At 47.4% G+C, this 26,097-nt stretch carries 23 protein-coding genes and 1 riboswitch; of the genes, 2 read left to right on the top strand and 21 right to left on the bottom strand.

Annotation, left to right across the window (positions count from 1 at the left end; translation table 11 throughout):
- Positions 1–15: 15 nt before the first annotated feature.
- Positions 16–477 (top strand): bactofilin family protein, encoded by a 462-nt coding sequence (locus T3H97_RS06005; protein WP_328801977.1) that lies wholly within the window; start codon positions 16–18, stop codon positions 475–477.
- Positions 478–516: 39 nt separating this feature from the next.
- On the opposite strand, the gene T3H97_RS06000 is transcribed toward T3H97_RS06005, so the two are convergent.
- The 16 genes from T3H97_RS06000 to T3H97_RS05925 form a co-directional block, all read right to left on the bottom strand.
- On the bottom strand, positions 517–1,602 hold the full coding sequence (locus tag T3H97_RS06000) for an AI-2E family transporter (protein WP_250243670.1): 1,086 nt from the start codon (positions 1,600–1,602) through the stop codon (positions 517–519).
- Between the two features lie 241 nt (positions 1,603–1,843).
- Positions 1,844–2,626: an ABC transporter permease gene (locus T3H97_RS05995; RefSeq protein WP_250243669.1), complete on the bottom strand. Its 783-nt coding sequence runs from the start codon at positions 2,624–2,626 to the stop codon at positions 1,844–1,846.
- Entirely contained in the window at positions 2,619–3,539 is a 921-nt protein-coding gene (locus T3H97_RS05990) for an ABC transporter ATP-binding protein (RefSeq protein WP_328801976.1), read from the bottom strand. Before T3H97_RS05990 ends, T3H97_RS05995 begins: the two co-directional genes overlap by 8 nt.
- A gap of 109 nt (positions 3,540–3,648) precedes the next feature.
- On the bottom strand, positions 3,649–4,140 hold the full coding sequence (locus T3H97_RS05985) for a hypothetical protein (RefSeq protein ID WP_328801975.1): 492 nt from the start codon (positions 4,138–4,140) through the stop codon (positions 3,649–3,651).
- Between the two features lie 130 nt (positions 4,141–4,270).
- On the bottom strand, positions 4,271–5,248 hold the full coding sequence (locus tag T3H97_RS05980) for an LCP family glycopolymer transferase (RefSeq protein WP_328801974.1): 978 nt from the start codon (positions 5,246–5,248) through the stop codon (positions 4,271–4,273).
- 14 nt (positions 5,249–5,262) lie between these two features.
- A complete protein-coding gene (locus T3H97_RS05975; protein WP_328801973.1) occupies positions 5,263–6,603 on the bottom strand; it encodes a UDP-glucose dehydrogenase family protein in 1,341 nt (446 codons plus the stop codon).
- A 51-nt stretch (positions 6,604–6,654) separates the two neighbouring features.
- The gene (locus tag T3H97_RS05970) at positions 6,655–7,464 is read right to left on the bottom strand and encodes a WecB/TagA/CpsF family glycosyltransferase (RefSeq protein ID WP_328801972.1); all 810 of its coding nucleotides are present in this window, start codon (positions 7,462–7,464) and stop codon (positions 6,655–6,657) included.
- On the bottom strand, positions 7,442–8,683 hold the full coding sequence (locus T3H97_RS05965; RefSeq protein ID WP_328801971.1) for a glycosyltransferase family 4 protein: 1,242 nt from the start codon (positions 8,681–8,683) through the stop codon (positions 7,442–7,444). Before T3H97_RS05965 ends, T3H97_RS05970 begins: the two co-directional genes overlap by 23 nt.
- Positions 8,680–9,912 (bottom strand): glycosyltransferase family 4 protein, encoded by a 1,233-nt coding sequence (locus T3H97_RS05960; RefSeq protein ID WP_328802786.1) that lies wholly within the window; start codon positions 9,910–9,912, stop codon positions 8,680–8,682. The genes T3H97_RS05965 and T3H97_RS05960 overlap by 4 nt, the downstream gene beginning before the upstream one ends.
- Positions 9,913–10,462: 550 nt before the next feature.
- Positions 10,463–11,731 carry a hypothetical protein gene (locus T3H97_RS05955; RefSeq protein WP_328801970.1) on the bottom strand — a complete coding sequence of 423 codons (1,269 nt, stop codon included), beginning with the start codon at positions 11,729–11,731 and terminating at the stop codon, positions 10,463–10,465.
- A complete protein-coding gene (locus T3H97_RS05950) occupies positions 11,718–13,061 on the bottom strand; it encodes a flippase (protein WP_328801969.1) in 1,344 nt (447 codons plus the stop codon). The genes T3H97_RS05955 and T3H97_RS05950 overlap by 14 nt, the downstream gene beginning before the upstream one ends.
- 123 nt (positions 13,062–13,184) lie before the next feature.
- On the bottom strand, positions 13,185–14,180 hold the full coding sequence (gmd, locus tag T3H97_RS05945) for a GDP-mannose 4,6-dehydratase (protein WP_250243660.1): 996 nt from the start codon (positions 14,178–14,180) through the stop codon (positions 13,185–13,187).
- A gap of 21 nt (positions 14,181–14,201) precedes the next feature.
- Entirely contained in the window at positions 14,202–15,140 is a 939-nt protein-coding gene (fcl, locus tag T3H97_RS05940; RefSeq protein WP_272640086.1) for a GDP-L-fucose synthase, read from the bottom strand.
- A 36-nt stretch (positions 15,141–15,176) separates the two neighbouring features.
- Positions 15,177–15,875 (bottom strand): sugar transferase, encoded by a 699-nt coding sequence (locus T3H97_RS05935; protein WP_328801968.1) that lies wholly within the window; start codon positions 15,873–15,875, stop codon positions 15,177–15,179.
- Between the two features lie 84 nt (positions 15,876–15,959).
- Complete coding sequence (locus tag T3H97_RS05930) at positions 15,960–16,646, bottom strand: CpsD/CapB family tyrosine-protein kinase (protein WP_061830270.1); 687 nt, start codon at positions 16,644–16,646, stop codon at positions 15,960–15,962.
- Complete coding sequence (locus tag T3H97_RS05925) at positions 16,627–17,376, bottom strand: YveK family protein (RefSeq protein WP_274484385.1); 750 nt, start codon at positions 17,374–17,376, stop codon at positions 16,627–16,629. Before T3H97_RS05925 ends, T3H97_RS05930 begins: the two co-directional genes overlap by 20 nt.
- Positions 17,377–17,703: 327 nt before the next feature.
- Between T3H97_RS05925 and T3H97_RS05920 the strand changes: the two genes are divergently transcribed.
- Positions 17,704–18,072: a helix-turn-helix domain-containing protein gene (locus T3H97_RS05920; RefSeq protein ID WP_025720479.1), complete on the top strand. Its 369-nt coding sequence runs from the start codon at positions 17,704–17,706 to the stop codon at positions 18,070–18,072.
- Positions 18,073–18,125: 53 nt separating this feature from the next.
- On the opposite strand, the gene T3H97_RS05915 is transcribed toward T3H97_RS05920, so the two are convergent.
- From T3H97_RS05915 to T3H97_RS05895, 5 genes are all read right to left on the bottom strand, one after another.
- Positions 18,126–18,308 (bottom strand): hypothetical protein, encoded by a 183-nt coding sequence (locus T3H97_RS05915; protein ID WP_061830271.1) that lies wholly within the window; start codon positions 18,306–18,308, stop codon positions 18,126–18,128.
- 312 nt (positions 18,309–18,620) lie between these two features.
- On the bottom strand, positions 18,621–20,915 hold the full coding sequence (locus T3H97_RS05910) for a PD-(D/E)XK nuclease family protein (RefSeq protein WP_328801967.1): 2,295 nt from the start codon (positions 20,913–20,915) through the stop codon (positions 18,621–18,623).
- Between the two features lie 48 nt (positions 20,916–20,963).
- Positions 20,964–22,565, bottom strand: coding sequence for a glycosyl hydrolase (locus tag T3H97_RS05905; RefSeq protein ID WP_103048923.1), 1,602 nt, complete (start codon positions 22,563–22,565; stop codon positions 20,964–20,966).
- Positions 22,566–22,578: 13 nt separating this feature from the next.
- Positions 22,579–22,659: riboswitch (cyclic di-GMP riboswitch) on the bottom strand.
- A 155-nt stretch (positions 22,660–22,814) separates the two neighbouring features.
- Complete coding sequence (locus T3H97_RS05900) at positions 22,815–24,191, bottom strand: sugar phosphate nucleotidyltransferase (protein ID WP_013309163.1); 1,377 nt, start codon at positions 24,189–24,191, stop codon at positions 22,815–22,817.
- A 572-nt stretch (positions 24,192–24,763) separates the two neighbouring features.
- Positions 24,764–26,092: a UDP-glucose dehydrogenase family protein gene (locus tag T3H97_RS05895; RefSeq protein ID WP_103048924.1), complete on the bottom strand. Its 1,329-nt coding sequence runs from the start codon at positions 26,090–26,092 to the stop codon at positions 24,764–24,766.
- Positions 26,093–26,097: the final 5 nt, after the last annotated feature.

The following is a 26,097-nucleotide window of genomic DNA, read 5'->3' as shown; positions in this document are numbered from 1 at the left end:
TGGGGGAAAACCATCATGTTCAAGGAATCAAAAAAAAAGCTCTCCGCCCCAGCTATGGATACACTGCTCGCTAATGGCACCAGCTTTGAAGGTACAGTTGAGGCAGAGGCCAATATTCGGATTGACGGTCATTTTCATGGCGATATCCGCAGCACTCGTACTGTCGTCATTGGAGAATCTGCTGTGGTACGTTCGGATATCATCGCACAAGACGTCATTCTTGCCGGTAAGGTGTTCGGCAGCATTACTACAGAAGGACGACTGACCATTACGCCGACAGGTAAACTGTACGGAAATACGACGACCGCTGCATTGGTCATTTCTGAAGGCGGTGTACTGGACGGCACAAGTCAAATGAACCGAACAAAGGATGTAGAGTTGTCAACTTCTACGGATGAGTCAAACGACGAAACCCAATCTAGTTTCAGCAAAGACAGGGAGGACAGCCCAGCCGATCTGCAATCCGAAGCAGGATAAAATCAGTATATACTCCTTTAAATCCAGTGCATTCTCCATTCATTCCATAATATCCTCCACTCTGCGTTCCAAAAATAACTGGTACACCTTGCGTATGACGATTTTTCCGCACATATACAATGGAATCACCAAAATAATACCCAGAATCCCGAGCAGGTCGCCACCAACTAACAGTAAAATAACGACAGTCAACGGATGAATATCCAGCTGCTTGCCAAAAACAATAGGTGACAGCCAATTATCCTGAATTTGCTGTGCAGCAATCACCACGACCAGCGACCAGAGCGCCATCGAAGGTGATTCGAGAAATCCAATGATAACCACAGGTATAGAAGCAGCCACTGCCCCCACATAGGGAATAAAATTAAGAAAAATCGAAATAACGGCGAGCAGCAAGGCATAAGGCAAACCAATAATTAAAAATCCAAGGAACATCATCACACCCAACGCGACATTGATCAGCACCCGACTGACGATAAAGCTGCTGAGTGCACTATCGATATCTTCCATAACCTCCAATGCGTCCTTGTGATATTTTTTAGGAAAGAAGTTTAGCATTTTAGGACCAAACTTGCTCCCTTCCTTCAGCATGTAATAGAGCAATATGGGAAAGGTAGCCAATACGATAAAAAAGTAGGACACGAACGATACCAGCTTTACCGAATAATCAGACAGTGCCGAAAAAGCTTCGTTCAATGTATCTGACAGTTGTGACAGCGGGTCTTCACCCGGAGGCAGCACTTGTCTCAAGGATTGATTATGCCGCCATTGGCTCAATTGATCAACCAGACTTTTAATGAGCTTCGGCGCATTTTCAAATAAATTGGTTACCTGCTCACGCAGCGTAGGCCACACACCCCATGAGAAAACAAACAATAACACTCCAATAACCAAATAAATCAGCAAGATGGAGATAGATCGTTTGATTTTTCTCCGTTCCATTACATCTACAATCGGCCTCAATAAATAATAGAGGAAAAAAGATAGCATTAACGGTACCACCAGCAAGCTGACCAAGGATACGAGAGGACTAAATATAAAACTTACTTTGGTACCCAAGTAAATGATGAGTAATAGCATGACGATACCTGTAGTTACACGAAAAAAACGATTATTTTGCAGCATACCATGCGGCCCCCTCTGTTCTGTTTCTCTCTACCTCTTTAAACGCAAAATGACCCTATTGATTGATTCTTGCTGAAAATAGATTACAATATACCCCTGTACGCAGAATGTGTAGCAAAAATGACCTAGTTACAGGATAAAATAGTGTTATATGAGGATTTTGCAAAATCCTGAAATAACAAAAGGACGTCCAAATGCTAGGCATTTGAACGTCCTTTGTATTACTCTGAGGTACTTCGATTTAGGTTGAAACATCCCGTTTTACGAAAACCACCCAGGCAATGGCGATAAATATCACATAATAGGCGGCCAGCACGGTGAGCGAAAAGGTTAGACTGGAACTTACTGTACCCGGCGGCATATCTAAATATTTTTTCAGATCCATATGCGTAAATAGTACGTATTTGGTCCATTCAAAACGATCTGTGCTGAACAAGCCAATAGAGTTATAGACTGTTTTGGTGAACATCATGAACAGCGACAGCCCAATCGCCAAGGCACTGGAACGGAAAACAGCGGATAGCATAAAAGCAAAGGCCATCGTCACGAACAAGGCGATATAGCTATACAAGAAGTTCAGCGTTACGTAAGATATCGGATCACTGAGCAGCGGAACAGAACCCGCTGGTGCATCCTTGGATAACATCAGCCATGAGGACAGCGTAACCATCAAGATCAAAATGATCGTTCCGAGCAAACTGAACAAAATCACGGATATATACTTGGACAACAATATTTTGCTGCGAGTCCAAGGTCGGATGAGCAGCAGCTTAATCGTTCCCCAAGTAAATTCACCAGCCACCGAATCAGCAGCTACAATGACCGTAAACGTCGTATTGAGGAAAAATGTAAACAACGTCGTCAACGCAATTCCATCCCACACACTGACCTGATCGGAAACCAGGGAAATCAACATCGGAATCGCAGCGGTGATGACTGCCAGCAACCCCAGCATAATCCATGTGCGCACACGCAGGTAAATTTTCAGATTTTCATTATGTACCAACTTGAAAAAATCAGCCAATGAACCCGCCTCCCGTCACTTCCAAAAATTGATCTTCCAGCGTACGGGCAACCGGGCGAATCGCATATACTTTAATTCCGTTTGCAGCCAGCAGGCTGTTCATCTCTGCGATTTGTTCCCGCTCCAGGTGAAGCAGCAGTTGATTACCTTCGACGCGCCCTGCTCCAGCAAGCGCATAAGCTTGTTCGGCATCATTTACCTCAAAAGCAATTTCCGCCTTTTGCACTTCCTCCCCTGTATTCTTCAGTTGCTTGATATCAACCAGCCGTCCACTCTGAATAATAGCTACACGGTCGCACATCAGCTCCATCTCGGACAACAAATGGCTTGATACGAATACGGTAATTCCTTCCTTACGGGCCAATTGACGCAAATAATCCCGCAGTTCTCGAATACCCTGCGGGTCCAAGCCGTTGGTCGGCTCGTCCAGCACGAGCAGCTTCGGTCGATGCAAAATCGCCTGAGCTACCCCAAGTCGCTGCCGCATCCCGAGCGAGTAGGTTTTTACCTTATCGTGAATTCGGTTTCCGAGTCCCACCAGACGAATCGCTTCCTCCACGCGCTCTTGAGTCACCCCAGGAGACATTCGCGCAAAATGCTGCAAATTTTGATAGCCTGTCAAAAACTTGTACATCTCCGGGTTCTCAACAATCGCGCCGACATGGGAAACGGCCTTTTCAAAATCAGTATTAATGCTGTCTCCACAAATATGAATATCGCCCTTGCTGATCGAAATCAGGCCAACCATCATACGGATGGTGGTCGTTTTTCCCGCACCATTGGGTCCGAGGAAACCAAATACCTGTCCCGCCGGAACCTCCAGCGTCAGATCATCCACGATCGCTTTTGAGGAAATGATTTTACTCACACCCTCCATACGTATGACGGGAACCTGTCCTGTCGCTTGCTGCATGCTATGAAACTCCTTCCATCCGGAGTGAAGCTGTTATCCATTTTACTGTACATTTCCGGTTTTGGAAGTATTGTACCATATTTAACCTTTTAGAAACACCACGCAACCTCTATACCTTGTCCTTGTATATCCAAAGCACCCGCCATTTCTCATCTTCCTGCGTCACATAACAAGGCTGTACGATATCAAAATTACCGAATCGGGTCTTGTAATGCTGAGTGACCGTAATACGGTAAACCTTCCCTAACTCTTCTCCATTCTGATCGGTACGAATGTCGTATTCAACCTGCGGCTCCCCCAGTTCAAACGTGAACGTATCCGTCCCCATATCCTGCATAAAAACGTGCGCACGCTGCTGTACATACGTAGATTTCTCGAATTTCTTTTTCATTTGCGAATGGAAAAACTCCCATGAGCCTCCGAAATTTCCCGATTGCTCCATAGTGTAGAACTCATTCAGTGCTTCTACCGCTTGATCGCCCTCGCCTGTAGACATCACCCCACGCAGACCCAGCCACAGCAGCCATAACAATCCACATATAATGGCAAAATATAATAGCTTACGGACGAACGCCGAAGCCGCTCTCCTTCTAAACAGCACACATTGCCCCTCCCTCTGTTAAACTATACCGAATTCTCTACAGATGTATGTGGGACAAGCCTTGTTTAGAAGACTTTAGAAGAAAATAACGGGTGACCTCCCCATAGGGCACCCGCCTGCATAAGGCTGCCTAAGGCGATATGGCAGTGGTAAGCAAATGCTTCTCCATCACTCCATGGATACGCTGGCGTTCCTGCTCATCCACAATGTAATAATACACACCGTTGATTTTACGCCCATGTCCCTTCAGTTCAACGGTATCCGTCTGCTTGAGGGACGGACCGATCCGGGTCAGGAAGGTCGTCATATCGTCAAAGGTAATGTCTGTGCGAATCTGCTCCCCCGCTGCCTCCAGTATCGGCTTTACCCTCAACAGCCCTTTCTTGCTGATGGACTGGGCAAGAATTTGCTTGAGTAGCTCCCGCTGGCGGGCATTTCTTCCGAGATCCCCACGTGGATCATCGAATCGCATACGGGCGTAGGCCAACGCCTCAGCCCCGTTCAAGTTCAAATTACCCTGCGCAAAATGATGGCCCTCATATTGAAAATCAAGTGGATTATGAACCTCGACTCCCCCCATAAGGTCCACCATTTTCGCAAACCCTTCCATGTTCATCTGTACATAGTAATCTATCGGATGGTTCAAAAAATGCTCTACCGTACGAATCGACATATCCACGCCCCCAAAAGCAAAAGCGTGATTGATTTTGTCCTCACGCCCCCTGCCGATCAACTCTGTTCGCGTATCACGCGGAATGTTGAACATCAACATAGAGCCTTCGGCAGGGTTAACAGACAAGACGATCATCGTATCCGATCGTCCTGGATCGTGAGGCCGCCGATCTACCCCCAGGACCAGCACGGTGAACGGCTTGAACTGGGAGATGGCTGCCGGATTGGGTGTACTTGATCTAGAGTCTGTATCTACGGATCGCCCTGCTCCGCCCGTTGCAAGGGTAGAAACCGCCCCAGGCTGAACGATGCTGCGCGGATGATACATCGCATTCGCCGCTGTTTTAAAGGAATGATACACATAAGCGGTGTAGGCAGTAGCCCCTACGACCAATAACGCCGCAGCCCCCAATGTCACCTTCAGCCATCGTTTCATACGCAGCCTCCCCTTTACGGATTCACTACAGACTGATGACGATCTACATCCAGATTGTTCATCTGTGGCCTACCGACAGAATAGTATGCAAAGGCGGATTGTCTGATTTGCTCTTCGTTGTACACATTGCGTCCGTCAATCATAATTGGATACTTCATAAGCTCATTCAGCTCACCCAACCCGATATCACCAAACTCTTCCCATTCCGTCAATAGACACAGTGCGTCACATCCCTCTGCCGCTTCTCGTGCGCTATCTGCCCACGTTACTTCCGAGCTGTCCAGCAGTCTGCGGAAGTTAGCCGTAGCGATCGGGTCATATGCACGAATTTGCGCCCCTGCCTCCAGCAGCGACTGCATGATATCCAGCGCTGGGGCATCTCTTACGTCATCTGTATTCGGTTTAAAGGCCAGTCCCCATATACCAATCGTAGCTCCTTCCAGATCACCCAGCGCCTCTTTCAGCTTACGAATCACGTTAAAACGTTGCCCCTGATTCACTTCTACCACAGATTTTAGCAGCTTGAATTCATAGTCCACGTTGCCTGCAATTTGGATCAGAGCTTGTGTATCCTTGGGAAAACAGGAACCCCCATAGCCGATACCAGCAGACAAAAAGGAGGAACCGATCCGCTGATCCAGTCCCATACCGTGTGCCACGCGTGTAACGTCTGCGCCCACCTTTTCGCAAATATTTGCAATCTCATTAATAAACGAAATTTTGGTCGCCAAAAAAGCATTCGACGCGTACTTGATCATCTCCGCCGAACGGATATCCGTGGTTACGATATTTGTCGTCAACGGCTCGTGCAGTGTAGTCAGCACAGCGGACACATGCGGATCGGAAGCTCCGATGATGATTCGATCTGGCTGTAGGGTGTCTATGACTGCTGAACCTTCACGTAAAAATTCAGGAACCGAAGCCACACCAAACGGATAGTTTGTGCGGCTCGCAATCCAATTTTGAATACGTTCGTTCGTTCCGACAGGCACCGTGCTTTTGGTGGCAATTACTTTGTAGCCATTCATGGCGTCTGCCACCTCGCAGGCGGCTTCTTCAATATAGGACAGGTTCGCTTCTCCGCCTGGCAGCGAAGGCGTGCCGACCGCCAAAATAACAATTTCAGCTGCCTCCACCGAAGCAGCCGTATCTGTTGTAAAGCTTAGTCGGCCTTGTTCTACATTATCTTTAATTAGAGCCTTTAATCCCGGTTCATAAATCGGCACTCCACCTGCACGTAGGTGATGAATTTTATCCTCATTCTGATCTACACAGACGACGGTATTCCCGAGTGCGGCAAAACAGACCCCCGACACCAGCCCGACATACCCTGCACCAATTACACATAGCTTCAAAGCAACTCCCCCTTTTACATGCTGTCTCATTGCATCCTGCCTTTACCGACTTCATTTCTCTATATCTCTTCCTGCAAGCCGATTATGATAAAGCGTAAGCCGTTTGTTTTGCCGATAAGATTTTAGAAAACGGTATACATACATTGGATTGTTATAGGCATACCTCTTCCATAATCGCTTCGGTTCACAGATCAGACGGTACAGCCACTCCAAGCCCAGCTTTTGTACCGCTAGCGGCGGTCTACGAACCTTTCCAGTGATATAGTCAAAGGCCGCCCCTACTCCAATCATCACACCACGGATGCGGTCTTTGTTTCGATGCATCCATATTTCCTGCTTCGGGCAGCCTAAGCTGACGAATATGATATGCGCGCCGGACGCATTGATTTCATCAATGATCCGCTCCTCCTCATCTGGTTGAAGCTCACGAAATGGCGGTGAAAAGCTGCCCGCGATGCGGATTCCGGGGTAATCCTGTCTTACTCTTTCTTTTAAGCTATCCAGCGTATCCGGCGTACTGCCGTAAAAATATATACTTACCTTCGTTTGTGGCGCACGTTCGCACAACTTGAGCATCAGACTGGGACCATCTACCCGATCCTGACGCTCAAATCCGTACAGCTTGAGCGCCCATACCAACGGCATACCATCGGGTGTACACAAATCGGCTTGAGTGAGCGCTTCGTGGAACTCGGAATGATTCCCGGCTGTGACAATGGAATGCGTGTTGCAAATACAAACATAGCCGTCCTTTCGTTCGACTGCCCATTGTTCCAGCATGTGTACCGTCTCCTGAAACGTAAGTGCTGCAATATCTGCTTCCGCAATCCTTCCGACTCTATATTGGGGCAGCTGCTTCATAATCACGCTCCTCCATCGCCTCGCTATATATCGCCATCAGCTGCTTCACATTCACTTCCTCCGTATAGCGTGCAGCGTAGTTTTCCGACACCTTCTGTCTCATAGCTGCATAGTTTTCATAGGCTACTGCACAGCGAATCACAGTCTTTATATTTTCCAAATCATCATGTTGAAAATGGAAACCCGTCACCCCGTCCTCCACGACTTCCTCCAGTGCACCGAGCCGGCTGCATAATACCGGAGTTCCAACAGAAAAAGACTCTACAATGGTCATGGGAAATCCTTCATACCAAATGGAAGGCACCATGACATACATGGCCCGGCTCATGCAATCCAGTACCGTGTCTCCATCCTGCTTACCGAGAAACCGAACATCTTCCTGCGGATAAGCAGCGGTCAATTCAGCCTTTTCCGGACCATCCCCAATGATGACCAGTCTCAATCCCCCCCGATCTTCCAACTGTGACCAAGCTTGCAGCAGATTGCCAACCCCTTTTTCAGCTGAAATCCGCCCCACAAACAATAAATAACGATCATTCGGGTCATACTGGGTTTTCACTGTTTTATGATGGGTAAAATTCGGCTTTACCGCGATACGATCCAGCGGAATACCGCTTTCAGCAAATTTGTCCCGTGCAAATTCCGTCAGCGCAATATAGCGACTTACCTTGTGCTGCCATGTGCCGATCAGATCGTTGAACTTAATCATCGCCGCTACCGGAATCGTCTGAAGCTGTGAACCTCGATAGCATCCATGACGGATGGAATGCAGCAGCGTGCCGTGCAGGCATTTTTCACAAACCTTATTCCCTCGCATAAAGGTTGCCGCCGGACAAATCAGCCTGTAATTATGCAGTGTCTGGACAACTGGAATCCCCAGCCGTTCACAAGCATGATAGACCGAAGGGGATATAACCGGGAAAAAATTATGCACATGCACCACATCTGGCTTCACCTGTAAAAGCAGCTTCTTGATTCTTTTGAATTCCGGCAGGGACCATGCCGCCTCTACCGCCAGCTTTGCCATGTTCGCTAGCCCTCTGCTTTGAATGCTGTCGTTGTGCACATAGTAATGCTCTGTCTCTATTCCTCTGGAACGCAGCATAGCTGATTCTTGCTCGACAACCTTGTCTTCTCCCCCGCTTTGCTGATAAAAGTTATGGATGATCAGCACCTTGCTTACAGGAGGGTTCATCTGTCTGGTGACCTGTTGGCTCACGTGGTTGCCCCTCTTTCCTGCGTTGATTGCACAGCGTGGTTAGAACTTCTGGGCTTGATCCCTTGATGGCTTACTATCTCATCCGCAATGCGATCCCACGACATACGCTCGACCGTAAGGAAGGCCTTCTCCGCCATACTTCGTCTCAGCTCAGCATCATCCAGCAAAGCGCCTATTCGACCAGACCATTCCTCTTCTGAAAAGCTTCTCAGCATCACTCCACTCACTCCGTCTTCAATCAAGGTAACCGAGCCCCCGTTTACCGAAGAGATAATCGGAATGCGAAACAGCATGCTTTCCAGCAGCACCATACCAAAAATATCGTATTGGGTCGGAAACAGCATCACATCCGCCGCTCCGTAAACCTGCCACAGATGACGTTGCTCCACTCTTGAAAAATGTATAATACTGTCCGTTAGCCCCAGTTCATGAGCATATGTCCAGTAGCGATCTGTGTCTGTCTTCCGTCCATCCCCGACCATTAACAAAAGGCAACTAGGATGCTTTTGGAGTACCCTTTTGAACGTACTCAACATAAAACGTATATTTCTCCGTTCCTCCAGTACACCAACATACAGTAACACCGGGCGATCTCCGATTCGACGCAGCTCATTCGCGACCTCACGGTTTTCCTCACGTTCTCCGCTTATGTCTTCACCGTTGTTACTGGTGTCACTGTCGAATGCTCTCTCTACGTTACTGCGATCCAGCCCGACTCCAATCGTAACCACGTTGTCAAAACCTTTATTCTCCAAATAGCGCTTGGCAAGATCGGATTTGACATAGGTACGGTGTAGAGATTTTGCTACCTTCGGCAGCAGCATAATATCGTACAGTTTGCGGATCAGCGCGTGCGTGTTATCTCGGTATGGGCCGTGATACAACGCCAGCTTATCAGGACATTTGCGGGAAAGCAGATAGGTCATGATCTGGTTGTATTCTGTAGTAATGACCAGACCATAAGCATCCAGAAAAGAATCTTTGAGAACATCTCTGTAGATGCTGTTGCTTAGGAACTTAAACCCGTGGAGCCAGATAATACGCAAGGTGCATCCTTCGTGACGGTAGACCTGTTCCAGATGGGTTTCTTTATGATCGTTGTAGTAAACAATATCGCAATCATAGCCTTTTCGAACGAGTGCTTTGCCCAAACCGACTTCCTGTAAATTGTATGAGTCCCCGTTCACTTTGCTGGCAAAATTGCGGAGATACAATATTTTTTGAATCATCATCAGGGCTCCTGCCATTTCATATTGGATGAGTTATGGAGCACGGAGGGTTCAGAGAACGCTGCGCGTTCCATTTGATCTTCCGATCGCTGTTGCAGTGGGATTCCTGGATATATAAAACATTCCGCGGTAAGAATCCCACTGCAAAGGCGAACGCTAGCGCTTCTTCAGATTCAAATGGACCGCTCCGCTGCTGACCACCGTTTCCATAAAGTCACCCCATTTTAAAAAAGGGAATGCTGCGCATGAAGTGCCCCGCTGCGCGGATATACGCGAGCGAATGCATGCAGGGCGAGAAGTTCGAGGCGATAGGGCGAAGCTATCGCCGGACGGCTCTTACCTTCCCCCCTAGGGGCTGGGGGAAATTCTTTTTGGCGGTGGTGGGTAGCGGAGGGTAGGATTTGAATCTGGAGAAGCGTAGCGTTCGCCTTTGACGAGGGATTCCGCCCTTTTAAAGGGCCTATTCAATCTAGGGAATCCCTCGTCAACAGCGATCGGAAGATCAAATCCGTCCCGCAGCGGACTTCCATCCACAAAAGTCGCTCCAGGATCAAACCCGTCCCGAAGCGGCCTCCCCCCTCCAAACCGAATGTTCCCCCTGCCGCTGCCTTTCCTCCGTCATCTGCATATTAAAATGATCTGCCCCTTTGAGCTGGGCAGCTGCCATATCTGCCACTAGAGTCACACTCGATTCCATCGGCACAAAGCGGTATTTGTAGGCTGTAAGCCGATGATCCGTTTCGTGAAATAAAATATCCTGAGCGTAATTCCCCCATCGGTCCTTGGGCATCAAATCAATGGTCATGCTGGCATGCGCAGAGGGCAGCAGCATATTAGAGCCGTGGATGCCGATTACTAATTGGCTGGCTGCGTATACCTCGCAGACCCGCAGCTCACTTTCTCGGTCGAAGCGTGTGACACGCTCATCCGAAATCCATGCCGGGAAGCTCCCGGTACGCCCAAGTCCAGCGACTGTAAAACGATGATCTGGGAAGCTTTCTCTTAGCCTGCGGAACAGCCGTATGATTTTACTGCGCTGATGATAAATTAGCGGTTTTAGCCCACGTTTGAGCTGCGGAAATTTCTGTACCGCTCTTGCGATATGATGGCTGCCGCTCCACAAGCGATCTTCCCTCCATACGAAGGTAATGCGCGGCTCCGACTCACGCCCCTCGTCATAGCGGGAGACACCTGTAAACTGCTCAATATCAAACTGATTGGGATGTGAATATGCCGGGCTGACATACACCTCATCAAAACGCATCAGTTCCTCAATCATCCGATGATGTAGTACAGGATAAAAGTTTCGTGCCCTGCTGAACGGCACATCAACCGTCCAAATTTCAGACACGTATGCCGGCACCATCCACTCCAGTGACTTTTGCACAATGACGATGATGCCCAGGTCCGGGGATTGCTCGTATTCGCGTTGCACATTGAGCAGCTTGAGCAACGCATGACCATACAAATAATCCATAGTGTTGACGATGATTACACGTGTAGAAGCTTTCATTTTATGCACGGTCATGCCGACTGCTAAGTCATAGGAAGGATTCATCAACGATTGCCGCAAAGGCTCTCCGAGCCATTTTCTCGACTTCGCATCACCGGTCAGAATATAGTCAGGCATTTCTACACGATAAGGTGAATACGTGGCATGACCGACCCTCATGTCCTCGAGATATTCGCGACCGCACCCCTCACACGCAGTGCTGACACATACATGGATTCCCTGCCACAGCACCTCTCCACCACGTACCTTACCTCCACAATGCGGGCACTGTTCCTCATGCCGAACAAACGGTTTAATGGGTATCATGATTGTTCTCTCCAACTTTCGGTACTGTAATATGAACACGCCAAAAGGTCAGGATGGACTTTATCATCCAACCTAAATTGGCTTTAACTTCCTTAAACAGCAAATCTAATAGAAATACAGATATCGTAAAGGACAAGATCGTCGCCACTAACGACCCTCGGACACCAAGCAACGGGATTAGCGCGTAATTGAAAGCGATATTCGTAACCGCCCCTACCACCGAGGTCAGCAGCGTGTATCTGAACAAATTTTCATTGGTAATAAACAAGCTTTTAGCAACACTGAAGTTAGTGAAAAACAGACGAATCGCAAACAGAGACAACAGCGAACCTGCTTCGGTAAATTCTCTCCCATACAGCACAACCACTACCCATTGGGATAGAAAAAATAAAGGTACCGAAGTCACAAGAAAGCATATAAACATCAGCCGATACACCTTAGACATTGTCTGTCTGTATTCGTCGCTTCCTTTCTGCTTGGAACGCGTCACCACCGGAGCATAAGCCGTTGTCAGAACGACCGGAATGAAGCCCAGCACTTCGATGAGTCGGAGTGCAACGGAGTATTGCCCGACCGCAGCGTTCCCCAGTAGTTCACCGATAATGACTTGATCGATCCGTGCCTGTACATATACAGCGGAGGATGACAATATAAGCGGCCAGCTGTGATTCATGATTCGCCGAGCTGTGGTTAAGCGGAACGTCCATCGTTTCACACGTCGTCCTTCCTTATGGAAGAAATACAGCAGCAGCAGGCTCCCCAACAGAAACTCTCCATGAGCACACAACGCCACCCACCATATCGGAACACCGGACAACAACAGAATGATTTTGATGGTGGAGCCGAGAACAAAGGCGGTATTCTTGGCAACGACCGTGTATTTGGACAGCATCTGCGCACGAAACCAGTAGTCGATGATATCAAACAATTGAAATATCGAGGCCGTAGCCAGGATCATATTGATCAATCGCACCGAACTGTCTTCCGGTCTGAGCAGTGAAATGAAGGAATAGGACAGTACAATGGCTATCAGAGTACCTACCAATTTCAGCAGAACCGCCGTCCCCAATAGCTCATGCTCATCCTTGGGGTCTTTGACAAGATCGCGTACTAATATAGAATCAAAGCCAAGGGTCGTGAAAATCAGAAACATGCCGAAAAAGGATTCCGCATAATTCCACTTTCCCAGTTCCTCTGGTCCCAACACTCTCGCCATGATGATGCTGACTGCCAGGCCGAACACCATGCGAATCATTTTGTCACCGAACAGCCAGGATGTATTCACCAGCAAACTTCTGCGCGGTTTGGCGCGTTTTTTGACTAATGTCATAGGTTTTACTCCATCTTAAAAAATGACCTTGCGCACAGCCTTATAACCTGCTGTTCTGTCAATGCAGCTGCAATCATGTACAGCGAAGAGACCCCCCGCCCAGGCGGGTGGCCTCTCCATCTCTTACACGACGACAGAAGCAGAAGCTTCAACTGCAGCCTGCCTTTTTACCCGCTCCAAGTCTGTATCCACCATCATATGAATGAGTTGCTCGAAGCCTACTTCCAATCGCCAGCCTAGCTTTTCTTTCGCCTTGGCACAATCGCCGAGCAATAAATCTACCTCTGCCGGACGGACAAATTGAGGATCGATCACGACGTAATCCTCATAATTTAAACCTACATGGGAAAAGGCAATTTGCAGCAGTTCACGTACAGAATGCATTTCTCCCGTGGAAATGACGTAATCATCCGGTTGATCCTGCTGAAGCATCAGCCACATCGCCTTTACATAATCCCCTGCAAAACCCCAGTCTCGCAGTGAATCCAAATTTCCCATGCGCAGCTCCTGCTGCAACCCTAGCTTGATACGAGCTACCGCATCCGACACTTTACGCGTTACAAATTCCAGTCCTCGGCGTGGTGATTCGTGATTGAACAGAATGCCAGAGCAAGCAAACATATCAAAGCTTTCGCGATAGTTCACTGTAATCCAATGGCCGTACACTTTGGCGACACCGTAGGGACTACGTGGGTAAAATGGAGTCGTTTCTGTCTGGGGTGTTTCCAGCACCTTACCGAACATCTCGCTGCTTGACGCCTGATAAAAGCGCGCTTCCGGTTTGGCAATTCGAACCGCCTCCAGCATATTGGTGACAGATAGCGCTGTAATCTGCCCTGTAGCCAACGGCTGCGGCCACGAGGCCGCTACGAAGGATTGAGCAGCCAAGTTGTAGACCTCATCCGGGTCGGACTGACGAACGGCTTCGATCAGTGAAGCCAGATCGGTCATATCACCGGAAAGCCAATGGATGTCATTCTGGATATGCGCTACATTTTCAAAGTTCGGTGTGCTGGTTCGTCTGCGCACCCCGTAAACCTCATAATCCTTGGACAGCAGCAACTCAGCCAGATAAGACCCGTCTTGTCCGGTAATCCCTGTGATCAGCGCTTTTTTCATTCCAATTCCCCCACTGTTTTTTTATTGTTCAACCAGATCCAGGCCTTGAAATGCCTGATACACAGACTTTAATCCCTCTTCTAGTGAAATACGCGCCGACCAGCCCAGCCCGGAAATTCGGGATACATCTACCAACTTACGCGGCGTTCCATCAGGAGCGGAGGTGTTAAAGGTAATTTCTCCCTCATAGCCGACTACATTCTTCACTCGTTCAGCCAGCTCACGAATGGAGATATCCTCACCTACGCCGATATTTACAATTTCATTTCCCTCATAATTGTTCATCAGGAACAGACAGGCTTCAGCCAGATCATCAGAATGAAGAAATTCTCGGCGCGGCGTACCAGAGCCCCATACTTCTACAGTAGGAGATTGATTCAGCTTGGCTTCATGAAACTTACGGATGAGCGCAGGCAGCACATGAGAGGTCTGGAGATCAAAATTGTCGCCAGGACCGTATAAATTCGTCGGCATCACAGAAATAAACCGAGTTCCATACTGACGGTTGTAAGACTGACACATTTTAATCCCGGCAATTTTAGCAATCGCATAGGCCTCATTAGTAGGCTCCAGTTCACCCGTAAGTAGATATTCTTCTCGCAACGGCTGCGGAGCAAATTTAGGGTAGATACAGGTAGAGCCGAGGAATAACAGCTTGCCTACATTCGCCCGGTATGCCGCATCAATCACATTCGTTTGTATAAGCAGATTGTCACGGATAAAATCAGCCGGATATTCGTTATTCGCCAAAATCCCACCAACCTTGGCCGCTGCCAGAAATACATAATCCACAGGCTCTGTTTCAAAAAAATGATCTACTGCCTCTTTATTGCGTAGATCCAGCTCACGGCTTGTGCGAGTAATAATATGACGGTAACCCGCATCCTGAAGCGCTCGGACAATAGCGGAACCCACCAGTCCGTTATGCCCTGCTACATATATGTTGGAATGAAGATCCATACTTATCCCCTACCTTCTTCGTGAAAATGAAAGACTTTAATACGCATCCTTGGAGCCTAGCAGCACACGAAATGTTTTCAGCATAATGATCATATCTGTGCGGAAACTGCGTCTGGATATGTACTCCAAATCCAGTTCTACCATCTGGTTAAAGCTTAGATGATTACGACCGCTGATCTGCCATAGACCGGTGCAGCCTGGTGTAACCGTCAGACGCAGCTTATCCCTCACTGTGTAATTATGGACTTCTCTTGGCAACGGGGGTCTGGGTCCTACCAGACTCATCTGCCCACGCAGTACATTGAACAGTTGTGGCAGCTCGTCGATGCTTGTTCTGCGAAGAAAGCGACCCACACGGGTAATTCGGGGATCATCCCGCATTTTGAACATCGCACCCTCAATTTCATTTTCCATCAGCAGTGCAGACAATCTCGCCTCGGCATCAGACACCATGGAACGAAATTTGATCATGCGAAACGGCCGTTCATTTTTCCCAATACGTACTTGATAAAATATTGCACTTCCTTTTGGGTCCTCCAGCTTAATCAGCAAAATGACAAGCAGAAATACCGGGCATAGCACGATGATTCCAATGAAAGACAATATAATATCCATGCTTCGCTTCACGAACGGGTATACGTTCCATCCTTGCCGCCGTTCAAGCCCATGAGCGACCGAATAAACATCCACTGACGCGCCCAGCACTTCGGCCTCGTTCGAGCGGGAAGAAGACACGTCTCATCACCTCGCTCCTTATTGATAAGTATTATTTATACATTGTTAAGAGAATTTTATATACTCTCATTTTCCTCCTTTTATTCATGTCAGATTGCGTTCCTCCATCCCCCGCTCGGCGCGGGTATTCGAACGCTTCACATTATTAAGTACTACACCCAGTATGCGCGCCTTTACTCTTTCCAAATTCGCTTTTGCTTTCTTGACAACATCCTTTTTGACCTTCCCTGCCTGCACCACCAGAATGACTCCGTCACACATAGCGCTTATAATTAAGCCATCCGGAAAGGACAGCAACGGCGGCGTATCCATTAAGATCACGTCATAATGTTCTTTTAGCTCAACCAGCAGAGCATTCATTCTGCGGGAACTGAGCATCTCGGACGGATTGGGCGGGTTCGGTCCGGCTGTAATTGCATGCAGATGGTCAATCCCGGTTTCCTGAACCACATCCTGCCATGCCTGTTGATTGGCAAGCACCCGTGTCAGTCCTGTATGATTACGCAAACCAAACATATGGTGCAAAGAGGAACGACGCAGATCCATATCCATAATCAGCACCTTTTTCCCCTCTTGCGCATAGGTTACAGCCAAATTGCTAATCGTGACCGTTCTGCCTTCACCCGCCTGAGCGGACGCCACCATCATAACCTCAATCGGCTCGTCTATAGAAGAAAACTGGATGTTAGTGCGAAGCATGCGGTACTCCTCTGAAACGGAAGACTGAGCATGTAGGGATGTAACGAGCTGATTATTGATTAATCGCGGCATATTGCCCTTCACCTACCTGTTTAGGAGTTGTAGTGGAGCTGTCAGAGCGTTTATCTTCTTTTTTCATTTTCGTAATCAGGGATAGGGTAGGCAGACCGAGTTCTTTTTCAATATCCTCTTCATTCTTAAATGTATCATCCAGTACCTCCAGCAAAAACGCCAAGCCTATTCCCAACAATAAAGAGGTAGCAAAAGCAATAAATATCTGTATAGCGGGATTACTGTTGACGGGAACTGCTGGATCTTTCAGACTGGCTTCGCTTAGGATGGTGACATTGTCCATTTTCATGATAGAGGGAATTTGCCGTTTGAATACTTTGGCTACCGCATTGACGGTTTTCACAGCCTTCGTATACGATAAATCGCGGATTGTTACATCCATAACCTGTGAATCACCTGCGGTGTTCACTCTTAATTTTTGCGCCAAAGCTGACGGAGTGACCTTAAGGTCGGGGAAGCTGGCGACCACCTGATCCATAATCGCCGAGGAGATCATAATTTGCTTATAGGAGTTCGTTAAGGCTATATTCGTTTGAACTACACTGTAATCAACGACACCTGCACGATCCGGTCGTGGCGTCTGGTTGATAATGAGCTTTGCGGTAGCTTCATAAATCTGCGGGGTAAAATATACATTTTTTATGCCCACTACAGTACATACCAGCAGTACGATGCTACCAATCAACCACATTCTTTTACGGATCAAACGGATGTACTCTTTCAACTGCACAAGACCAGTCCTCCCTGATTGACTTGTTTTCGATGCAATAACGCTTGTACTGATCCTCTGCATAACGGGGAAAAGAACGATGCATGACCCTCTAATCTATAGTAAAATGTTGTATAATAACGCATAGAAGGTCTAGCCAGCGAATAAGCACAAAATGCTCAATAATCGGTGGCCTCTTAGGGTATATAAACGAAGACATAAGTGAAAACTATGAAATAAAGATACGCTATGTAACTTACATAACTAATTTATGATACAAAACGTATCTTGTCAAGCGTAAAATTGCTTTTTTACCTTTCTTAACCTTGCCTTCAGGAGGAAAAACAGATGAACTATGGCACCCGCATCGCTGAATTACGAGAACATAAGGGATTAAAACAAGAGGAACTAGCGCAATCCCTCGGAATTACGCGGGCAGCTCTTTCTCACTATGAAAAAAATAGGCGCAAGCCAGATTTTGAGATCCTGACCAAGCTCGCTGATATTTTCGGGGTAACGATTGACTACTTGGTGGGACGTACGAGCCATCCGGCAGCGATATTGGATTCAGATGTGAGGGAATTTGTGGACCAGCTTGAACTGTCCGACGAGGATATTCTGCAACGTTTCAACCTGACCATTGACGGACGCACCTTGTCTGAGGAAGAAGCCAAACGTTTTATTGCATTTGTCCGAATGGAACGAATGATGGAATAAAGAAAGCGGCCGACTGCTTCAAGTCTTGCTCAAGTAGGACCAGCCGGTGGAATTTACACGCGCTTGTCCTTCCGGTATGTGGTTCCATCAGCGTCGTTTTCTAGCCATTCTGGCATCGTGAACCCACATTGAAGCAAAATGTCCCGGATGTCCAAGTCGATAGCGGCTTTGTCTACTTTCCGTACGTTGTTTTGAAAAAGAGGGTTGTTCACCCCTAATTCTGTCTCCTTGTTCATTCAGCACTAACCTCGCTTTATTATTCTTGGTCACCGGAAAGAGATTTCCCACAAAACCATGTATGTATAGTCATGAACAAAACTATTATATATGAATACATACCTGCAATGTTGTCGTCTTATGACGAGAATATAAAAGGATTTTCTTATTTTTTTCTTCATTATACGTAAAGTATTGGCAAATCAGAACGATTTTCCAACAAAAAAGAACCTGTCAGGTCCTATTTTCTCCTGATAGGTTCTTTTTTGTTTTATTTCGAAATGATGTTAGGTATTCATTAACTAAGGTCCTATATACATTCCGATCTGTTATTAAGCGACCTCGGCTGCCTGGGAAACCTCAGTGCCTCCGGTCGCTCGGACTTTGTAGACATAGTGGCCTCCGGCTTTTACTGTGCGGTCTGTATATGTGCTTCCGGCTACTTGCGAGGCAATCACCTGATAAGCCCCGTCGGTCCCGTCAGCACGCAGCACATCATAGGAAGATACGCCTTCTGCCTGAAGCCAATTAATCTTTACCGTCCCATCCTGAACAGAGGCAGCCTTCACCCCTGTTGGGGCTGAGGCTGCGGTCTGATCTGTACTTTTTAATTCCAAAATATATTGGACCGCTTCACCAGGACCCAGCTTTTCTTCAAAATCAAGGGCAGGAGAAGCCTTGAGCCCTGATATGGAACGCTGTGCCTGACTGTAAGTAGAACCCGCTCCAAAACGTTCACCCGTGTACAAACCGGCTTTCGGCATCGTTACCCGTACACGAACTGTCTGCGGGGTAGCTTCGAAATTCACTAGATTCACAAGCAATTTGTCTGAAGTAGCGCCGCTACCTGCCAGCGGTTTAAGCTTGGACGTATCCACCGCACGAACATAGACCATCTTATCCTTGGTATCCTCTGGATTCAGCACTGTATAAGTCAGAGGTTTTCCATGGGTGGCATAGGCTAGGCTCAAGCGTCTCATGATCTTAACGCGGGTGTCCTGTCCTTGCCCGAACGGATAAATTTCTGTGTTGGCCGGGTTATGACTTTGCAGATCGAAGCCTGTTTTAAACAGCGTATAATCTTTATAAAAAGCAGCATGCTGGATAAACATATCGGCAAACCCAATTTGCGAACGCATAATCCGGTCGAATGCGGCTGCTTGTGGCTGACTAGCCCCATAATCAGGATTATCTCGATGTGTATCATTGGTGCCGAACTCTGTGTTCAGCATCTTCTTCGCCAGTCCATTACTCGAACCGCCGAAGGTTTTCAAATTTTGGACGAAGCTCCCCCCGCCCTCTTCATTATACGATTCACCATAGGCGTGTCCATTGGTCAGGTCGGTGACTTCCTCCAGCTGTTTACGTTGCGCCGGGTCCCGTTCCCATCCATCTGGGTCACCGCATTTTTGCGTACCACTGGTTTGATTTTTGCACGCTTTGGTAGAGTACGTTGGCCAGTAGGCCCAGCCGGGTGCTACGGTTTTGAGATGCGGTGCCAATTGCTTGCCTTCCGTATTCAACCACTTGGCCACAGCCAGATTTACCGCCTTGGAGCGATTAAATAATCCAGGTTCGTTATCTACTTCATAATATTGAAGATAAGAACCGTATTTTTTTACATAATCGCGCAACTTTTGCTTGGCCGTCTCTGGCAGAGAACCATCTTTTTGCAGCTTAATATCACCTGTATATAAATACAAAGCAGACGATTGCATATTATACTGCTTTAACGTTTGATAGTAATCATCCACGTCTGTACATGCCTTGCCCACATTACTGGCACAGGTGACCCTCATGACGTTGCCACTATAAGCAATTCCCAGCCATTTGAGAACGTATGGTAAATGCTTAACTGCACCCTGATCATAATAAAATTCTTTATTGTTCACATTTGTTCCGGTCAGTATATATTTACCGTGTACCGGTTCGGTCGCAGGTGAAGCTAACGTCTCCAAGCTCAAGTCATCCCAAGTCCACCACACATTTTTATCTTCTGCAGAGGAGCAGTATAGGCAGCGCGCTGTCTTTAGCTTGAGTACGTTAACACCGCTTTGCAATTGCTCTTTGGGTATATACAACTCGTAGTTGTTTTTGAAATTATAAGCACTCCCAGTACCGGATACCCCGGCAATCTGAATAATACCGGACAGCTGATGATTTGAAAATACAGCCATTTGCGGGACTGCTTTGCCCGCATCCAAAATCCGAACACGGAATATCATACCATTGGGAGGAATCTGATTCAGCTTATACTGGAGTGTCAATTCAGGGTTCGTGGACGCATTCAAACCGGGAGGAATATCTCCACTGCTGAGCAATACCGGAACTGTTGTACTCTCTGCTACCGACAACGCTGACATTGCTCCTTTAGCAGATGATTCGGTAGAGGCAGCTGCTGTAGAAATGTCGATATTATCCCTACCGACCACACCTTTGAATTCCGCTGAAGAGTCATCCCTCTGACCCAGCTTCCATACTGGACTGGCAGCTGCTACTTTATCCGTCTGCAATTCTGCGCTTCTTGAAGGCGTGTATATAAACCAAGCGATCATCGCTATAGCTACGATCGCTAGTAGTCCAGATAAAACTACTGTATACCTATGGGATAACCATTTTTTTATCATATGATCGACCCTCTCTCCTCAAATTTTTGGACCGGGAAAGAGTATTAATCAAGGAAGAAACAAAGCGTTTCCGGGAATCACCGCTTTCGCTTCATGCTGACTTTCCCACATTAGACGTGCCATCGCGTCGCCTTTTTCATCATAGTATTCTACTTTTAAATCTACCATTTTGCCTGCTTCCAAAGTCATACTGCCTTTACGCTCTGTCCAGCTTTGTTTGAACCAGCTGTCAATCACCAATTTGCCGTCTACCCATACACGGATACCATCATCGGATATCGTGGTGAACGTATAGGTCTCGCTATATTGCGGTTTGATTTTACCCGTCCAGCGAACCGAGAACTGATCGGCATTCACCTTAGGGTCAGCTGCATTGGCACGCCAGTTGTAGTCCAGCTTGCTATCTGTACGGATCAAAACAGGACTTCCATTCAAATTCATATTGTTAAAATATTCGCCACGCAACCCGTTCACATATACCACATCAGGAACAGAAGGAGGAGTCGGAGCTGGGGGAACGATCACTACTGGCGGAGCCGGGATAGGCTCACTTTGTCCCTCGTCCGGTAAGGTCGGTATATCTGTCCCAGGTGGTTGAATCGTTTCCAATCCATTCTTCACATCATCCCGCGTCAAACTCCTCGAATCATTCATATAATCCTGAATTTGATTTGTTGTGTTATTCTCAGTCAGCATTTTGCCCCAAGTCATGGAATATACCCATTTAGGTTGAGCCTGCAACACCTCAGAACTCGGCATCTCACCGTGCTCCCCAATGGCAATCGGCTTATTCCGTGCCAGCCCAAGTAGACCTTCGTAATGACTTTGCTTAAAATCATTGTTGTAAATGTCTACTGCCAAGATGTCCACTTTGTCATCCCCGGGGTATTTCGGGGTATACGGGACAGTATACGAATTGGGCGCATTCGGACTCCATACCCATAGCAGATTGTTCAATTGATGTGTGTTTGTAAAACGGTCGTACATGATATTCCATAGCTGATTGAAATTAGTTTTGTTTCCCCACCAGAACCAGTCACCATTCATTTCGTGGTAAGGTCTCCACAAAACCGGAACCCCTGCATCACGAAGCTGCTTTAACGAAGCAGCGACCTTATCCAGATCGGCAATGAGGAGGTTATACTGCGTAGTACCTGGGGTCACGTATTTGTTGAACTCTGCCTGACTTACTTTCGCCTGTACATTGGCCCAAGTCAGTGGCCTACCCGGTAGCGCTTCATGAAAAGTCATCGTCACAATACCACCGGATCTGCTCCAACGGATAGCACTATCGACGACATTTTTACGTTGTGCTGCTTCCGTAGCGTCAGATTGACCAGAGATAGCTCCCATCTCATAGCCGTGTACACCCACATATGCCTGACTGATTTTTTGGACCTTGTTACTTAATTCATCCGGACTTTCCAAATAATCATGCTGACCGGTGACTATTTTTTTCCCTGAGATGTTGAGTAAATAGCTGTATAGTTCACGGGCCTGAGTAGAAGCGTCCGAATTAACAGGTTGTAATGAAGCGGCATTCGCCACAGACAGAGAATCACCAAAACCGACGGGCAACAATGAAAAAAGCATAATAACGGGGAGTACATGACGTATCAGTCGATACAGAGGAATAAAATTGAATCTCACTTTCGCTCTTCCTTTCGGTAGCCAGGCTGCCATCCTTGTGGAAGGCCCTTTAGCTTTGCGTACCTGCCTTTCGACAGGGCTGCGTTTATCGTTGGAAGGAGTTTGGATTCCTTCTTACCCTAAGTATCGACTTTTTTTTACCAAAATTTAATAGGTCATGTTCATGAATTTACAGGTTTTCGTCCAATTTCGACAGTTTAGGCTATGAATTTTCATGAATTCGTCTTTTTTTCGTTTTTACGAAAATAATTATGAGATAAATTGGTGACGGGAAATTTCATTCCAATCCATACAAAAGCGGACAATATCCTCTTCAACCAATTCAGAGCCAGTCTGCACCTCAATAAAGTCCACATCGGTCACAGCCAAAATGCTATGCTTCGTTCCTTCAGGAATGCGAACTACATCACCAGCTTTTACTTTGTGCAGCTTCTCATTCAAAATAATTTCCGCCTCACCACTAATAATGGTCCAAATTTCACTCCGTTTAAAATGAAGCTGATAGCTGATATTTTTGCCTTTCCGTACGCGGATTCGTTTGGTCAATACCTCGTTACCCTCGTCATACTTGACATAATCCACAACCCGATACTGCCCCCAACGACGTTCTTCATACATTGGACGCTGATCATGAGCCTTAAGCACTTCCTTAATGCGAGGACTTTCAGCCTTATTGGTCACAAGAATACCATCCGGGCTAGCGGCTACAATCAGATCATTCGTTCCAATGATCGCCACAGGAATGTCTAACTCGTTAATAAGACTCGTATTGACGCAATCCTCCGTTACTACACCTCTGCCCACTTGTTGATTAGACATTTCTTCTGTGAGCGTATTCCAGGTGCCCAAATCCTTCCAAAAACCATCGTACGGAAGAACGACAATGTCCTTCTCCTTCTCGACTACTTCATAGTCAAAGCTGATTTTTTCCAGAGATGCGTATTGCTTTTGCATTTCTTCATAATTCAGCGGCAAACCCTTGGATGCCAAGATATCCAGCAAATAACTTAATTTGAATGCAAAAACCCCGCAGTTCCATAGAGCATTGCGTTCAATCAGACGCTCCGCCTGCTCCCGGTCGGGTTTCTCTTGAAAATGGCTCACTTCGCGGTAGCCTGTGCTACCTTGGGTGGCATCGTTTTTCGGAATAATGTAACCATATTTCTCTGAAGGATAGGAAGGGACAACCCCGATTAAAGCAAGCTTGCCTTCACTCTCCTGAAGCGTATGTTCCAGCTGGGCTACGGAAGCGAAGAAAGCATCCTCAACATAAGGATCTACAGGCAATATAGCTATAATTTCATCAGGGGAAACACCAGCAATGGAATATAGATAAGTCGCTGTCAGCGCAATCGCAGGAAAGGTGTCTCTGCGTTCCGGCTCAACAATGATGCGCGTATTCGGCCCGACCTGACTCTGGATCATTTCGACCTGTGCTCTCCCTGTCGCAATAAACGAGGATTCTGATAATCCGTTGTCTCCCAATTGTCTCCATACCCGCTGTACCATGGATTCCGAAATCCCCTCCGGGCTCTCCAGTACCTTCAAAAATTGTTTGGAACGGGAATCGTTGGACAAAGGCCATAATCTTTTACCGGAACCACCAGACAAAAGTACGAGCTTCATAACTCTCCACTTCCTCTCTATATTGGTTGGATGATCGGATGGGGCAAAGTTGAGTAGCCCGCTACGGGCTGGATTTGATCTTACGATCGCTGTTGGACCGGGATTCACTTGATTATATAAAATCGTATATAGGTTTGAATCCCGATCCAAAGGCGAACGCTCCGCTTCTCCAGATTCAAATCCACCCCTGCGCTACTCAAAAATGCATCATATCGATCATACCTTGTGGTGCAAAAGGCACGACCGGACATTATTAAGTCCGGTCAGCCTGTAAAAATCTCACGCCTTCGGCAACCGCAATGGCGTACTTGATCGGAAGGAGCGGCTTCAACCGCGCCGCTCCTTCCGATACGCCCTTCCTACTCCCACCCCATAAGGTGGGAGATTAAAAATCGTGACTCCACGGCGGAAAGCAGCGGAGCGGGCAGAATTGTTCTGAAGAAGCGCAGCGTTTGCCTTTACCCCCGGATTTTAACCTTTGAATGTTTTACACAATCCAAAAATCCGGGGGTAACAGCAATCGGAAGAACAATCTGCACGTGTAGCGTCTCCACACCCGCCACAGTCATTTTTTAAACTTCCACTTTATCTCTGTTCCACCCACTCATCCGCGGACGTCCCACGGAGTAGTATTCCAGCCCGGAGCCTTGAATCTGTTCCTCAGCGAATACGTTACGACCGTCAATGAGAACCGGCTTGCGCAAAATGGAGGCCAGTTGTACGAGATCGACCTTTTTGAACTCTTCCCAATCGGTCAACAGGCACACAGCGTCGCTACCTTCGGCGGCTTGCTGTGGGGATGAGCACCACACAATATTCGGGTGATCTACTCGCTCCTTGAATTTATCCATCGCAATAGGATCATACAGTTTGACAATAGCGCCTGCCTGAATGAGCGTTTCTACGATTTCCAGTGCTGGAGCTTCGCGGATGTCATCTGTATTTGGCTTGAAGGCGAGGCCCCAAATGCCAATCGACACACCATTCAGTTGACCCAGCGATTCGCGCAGCTTGGATACAATCATAAAGCGCTGATCAGTATTCACCTCGACCACTGATTTCAACAACTTAAATTCATAGTCTACATTACCCGCAATTTGAATAAGCGCATTTGTGTCTTTTGGAAAGCAAGAGCCACCATACCCGATCCCTGCTTGTAGGAAAGAGGAGCCAATCCGTTTGTCCATACCCATACCGTCAGCCACACAGGTTACATCGGCGCCAACCTTTTCGCAAATATTAGCGATTTCGTTAATGAACGAAATTTTAGTTGCCAGAAACGCATTGGACGCGTATTTGATCATTTCAGCACTACGGATATCCGTCACATAGATTTTATCCGTGAACACCTGATGCAGAGTGACCATGGTTTCACGCAATCCTGTATTGTCCAAACCAATAATGATGCGATCCGGATGAAGCGTATCATTGATGGCTGAGCCTTCTCTCAGGAACTCCGGCGCGGAGACGATATCGAAAGACAAACTCGTGTGACGAGCCAACACGTCCTTAATCTTTTCGTTCGTTCCGACAGGTACAGTACTCTTGGTCATAATAATCTTATACCCGTTCATGGCTTTCCCTACATCAGCGGCCGCCTGTTCAATGTACGACAAATTCGCCTCGCCGTTAGCCAGAGAAGGCGTACCTACCGCCAAAATTACGATATCCGAGCGGCGAACCGCATCGGCCAAATCCGAGGTGAATTCCAAACGGCCGGCTTCCAGATTCAACGCGATTAATTCCTCAATACCCGGTTCATAAATTGGAGATTCCGCCCGATTCAACATGTCGATTTTGTACTGCTCCAGATCGACACAAATCACCTCATTACCTTTTTGCGCAAAACATACACCCGAGACGAGCCCAACGTATCCAGTACCGATTACAGCCAGCTTCATTCCGT

Source organism: Paenibacillus sp. LX16 (genome assembly GCF_036252815.1).
Classification (GTDB): Bacteria; Bacillota; Bacilli; order Paenibacillales; family Paenibacillaceae; genus Paenibacillus; species Paenibacillus polymyxa_B.
The sequence above is the reverse complement of the archived record's forward strand: the minus strand, read 5'-3'. Positions and strand labels throughout refer to the sequence as shown.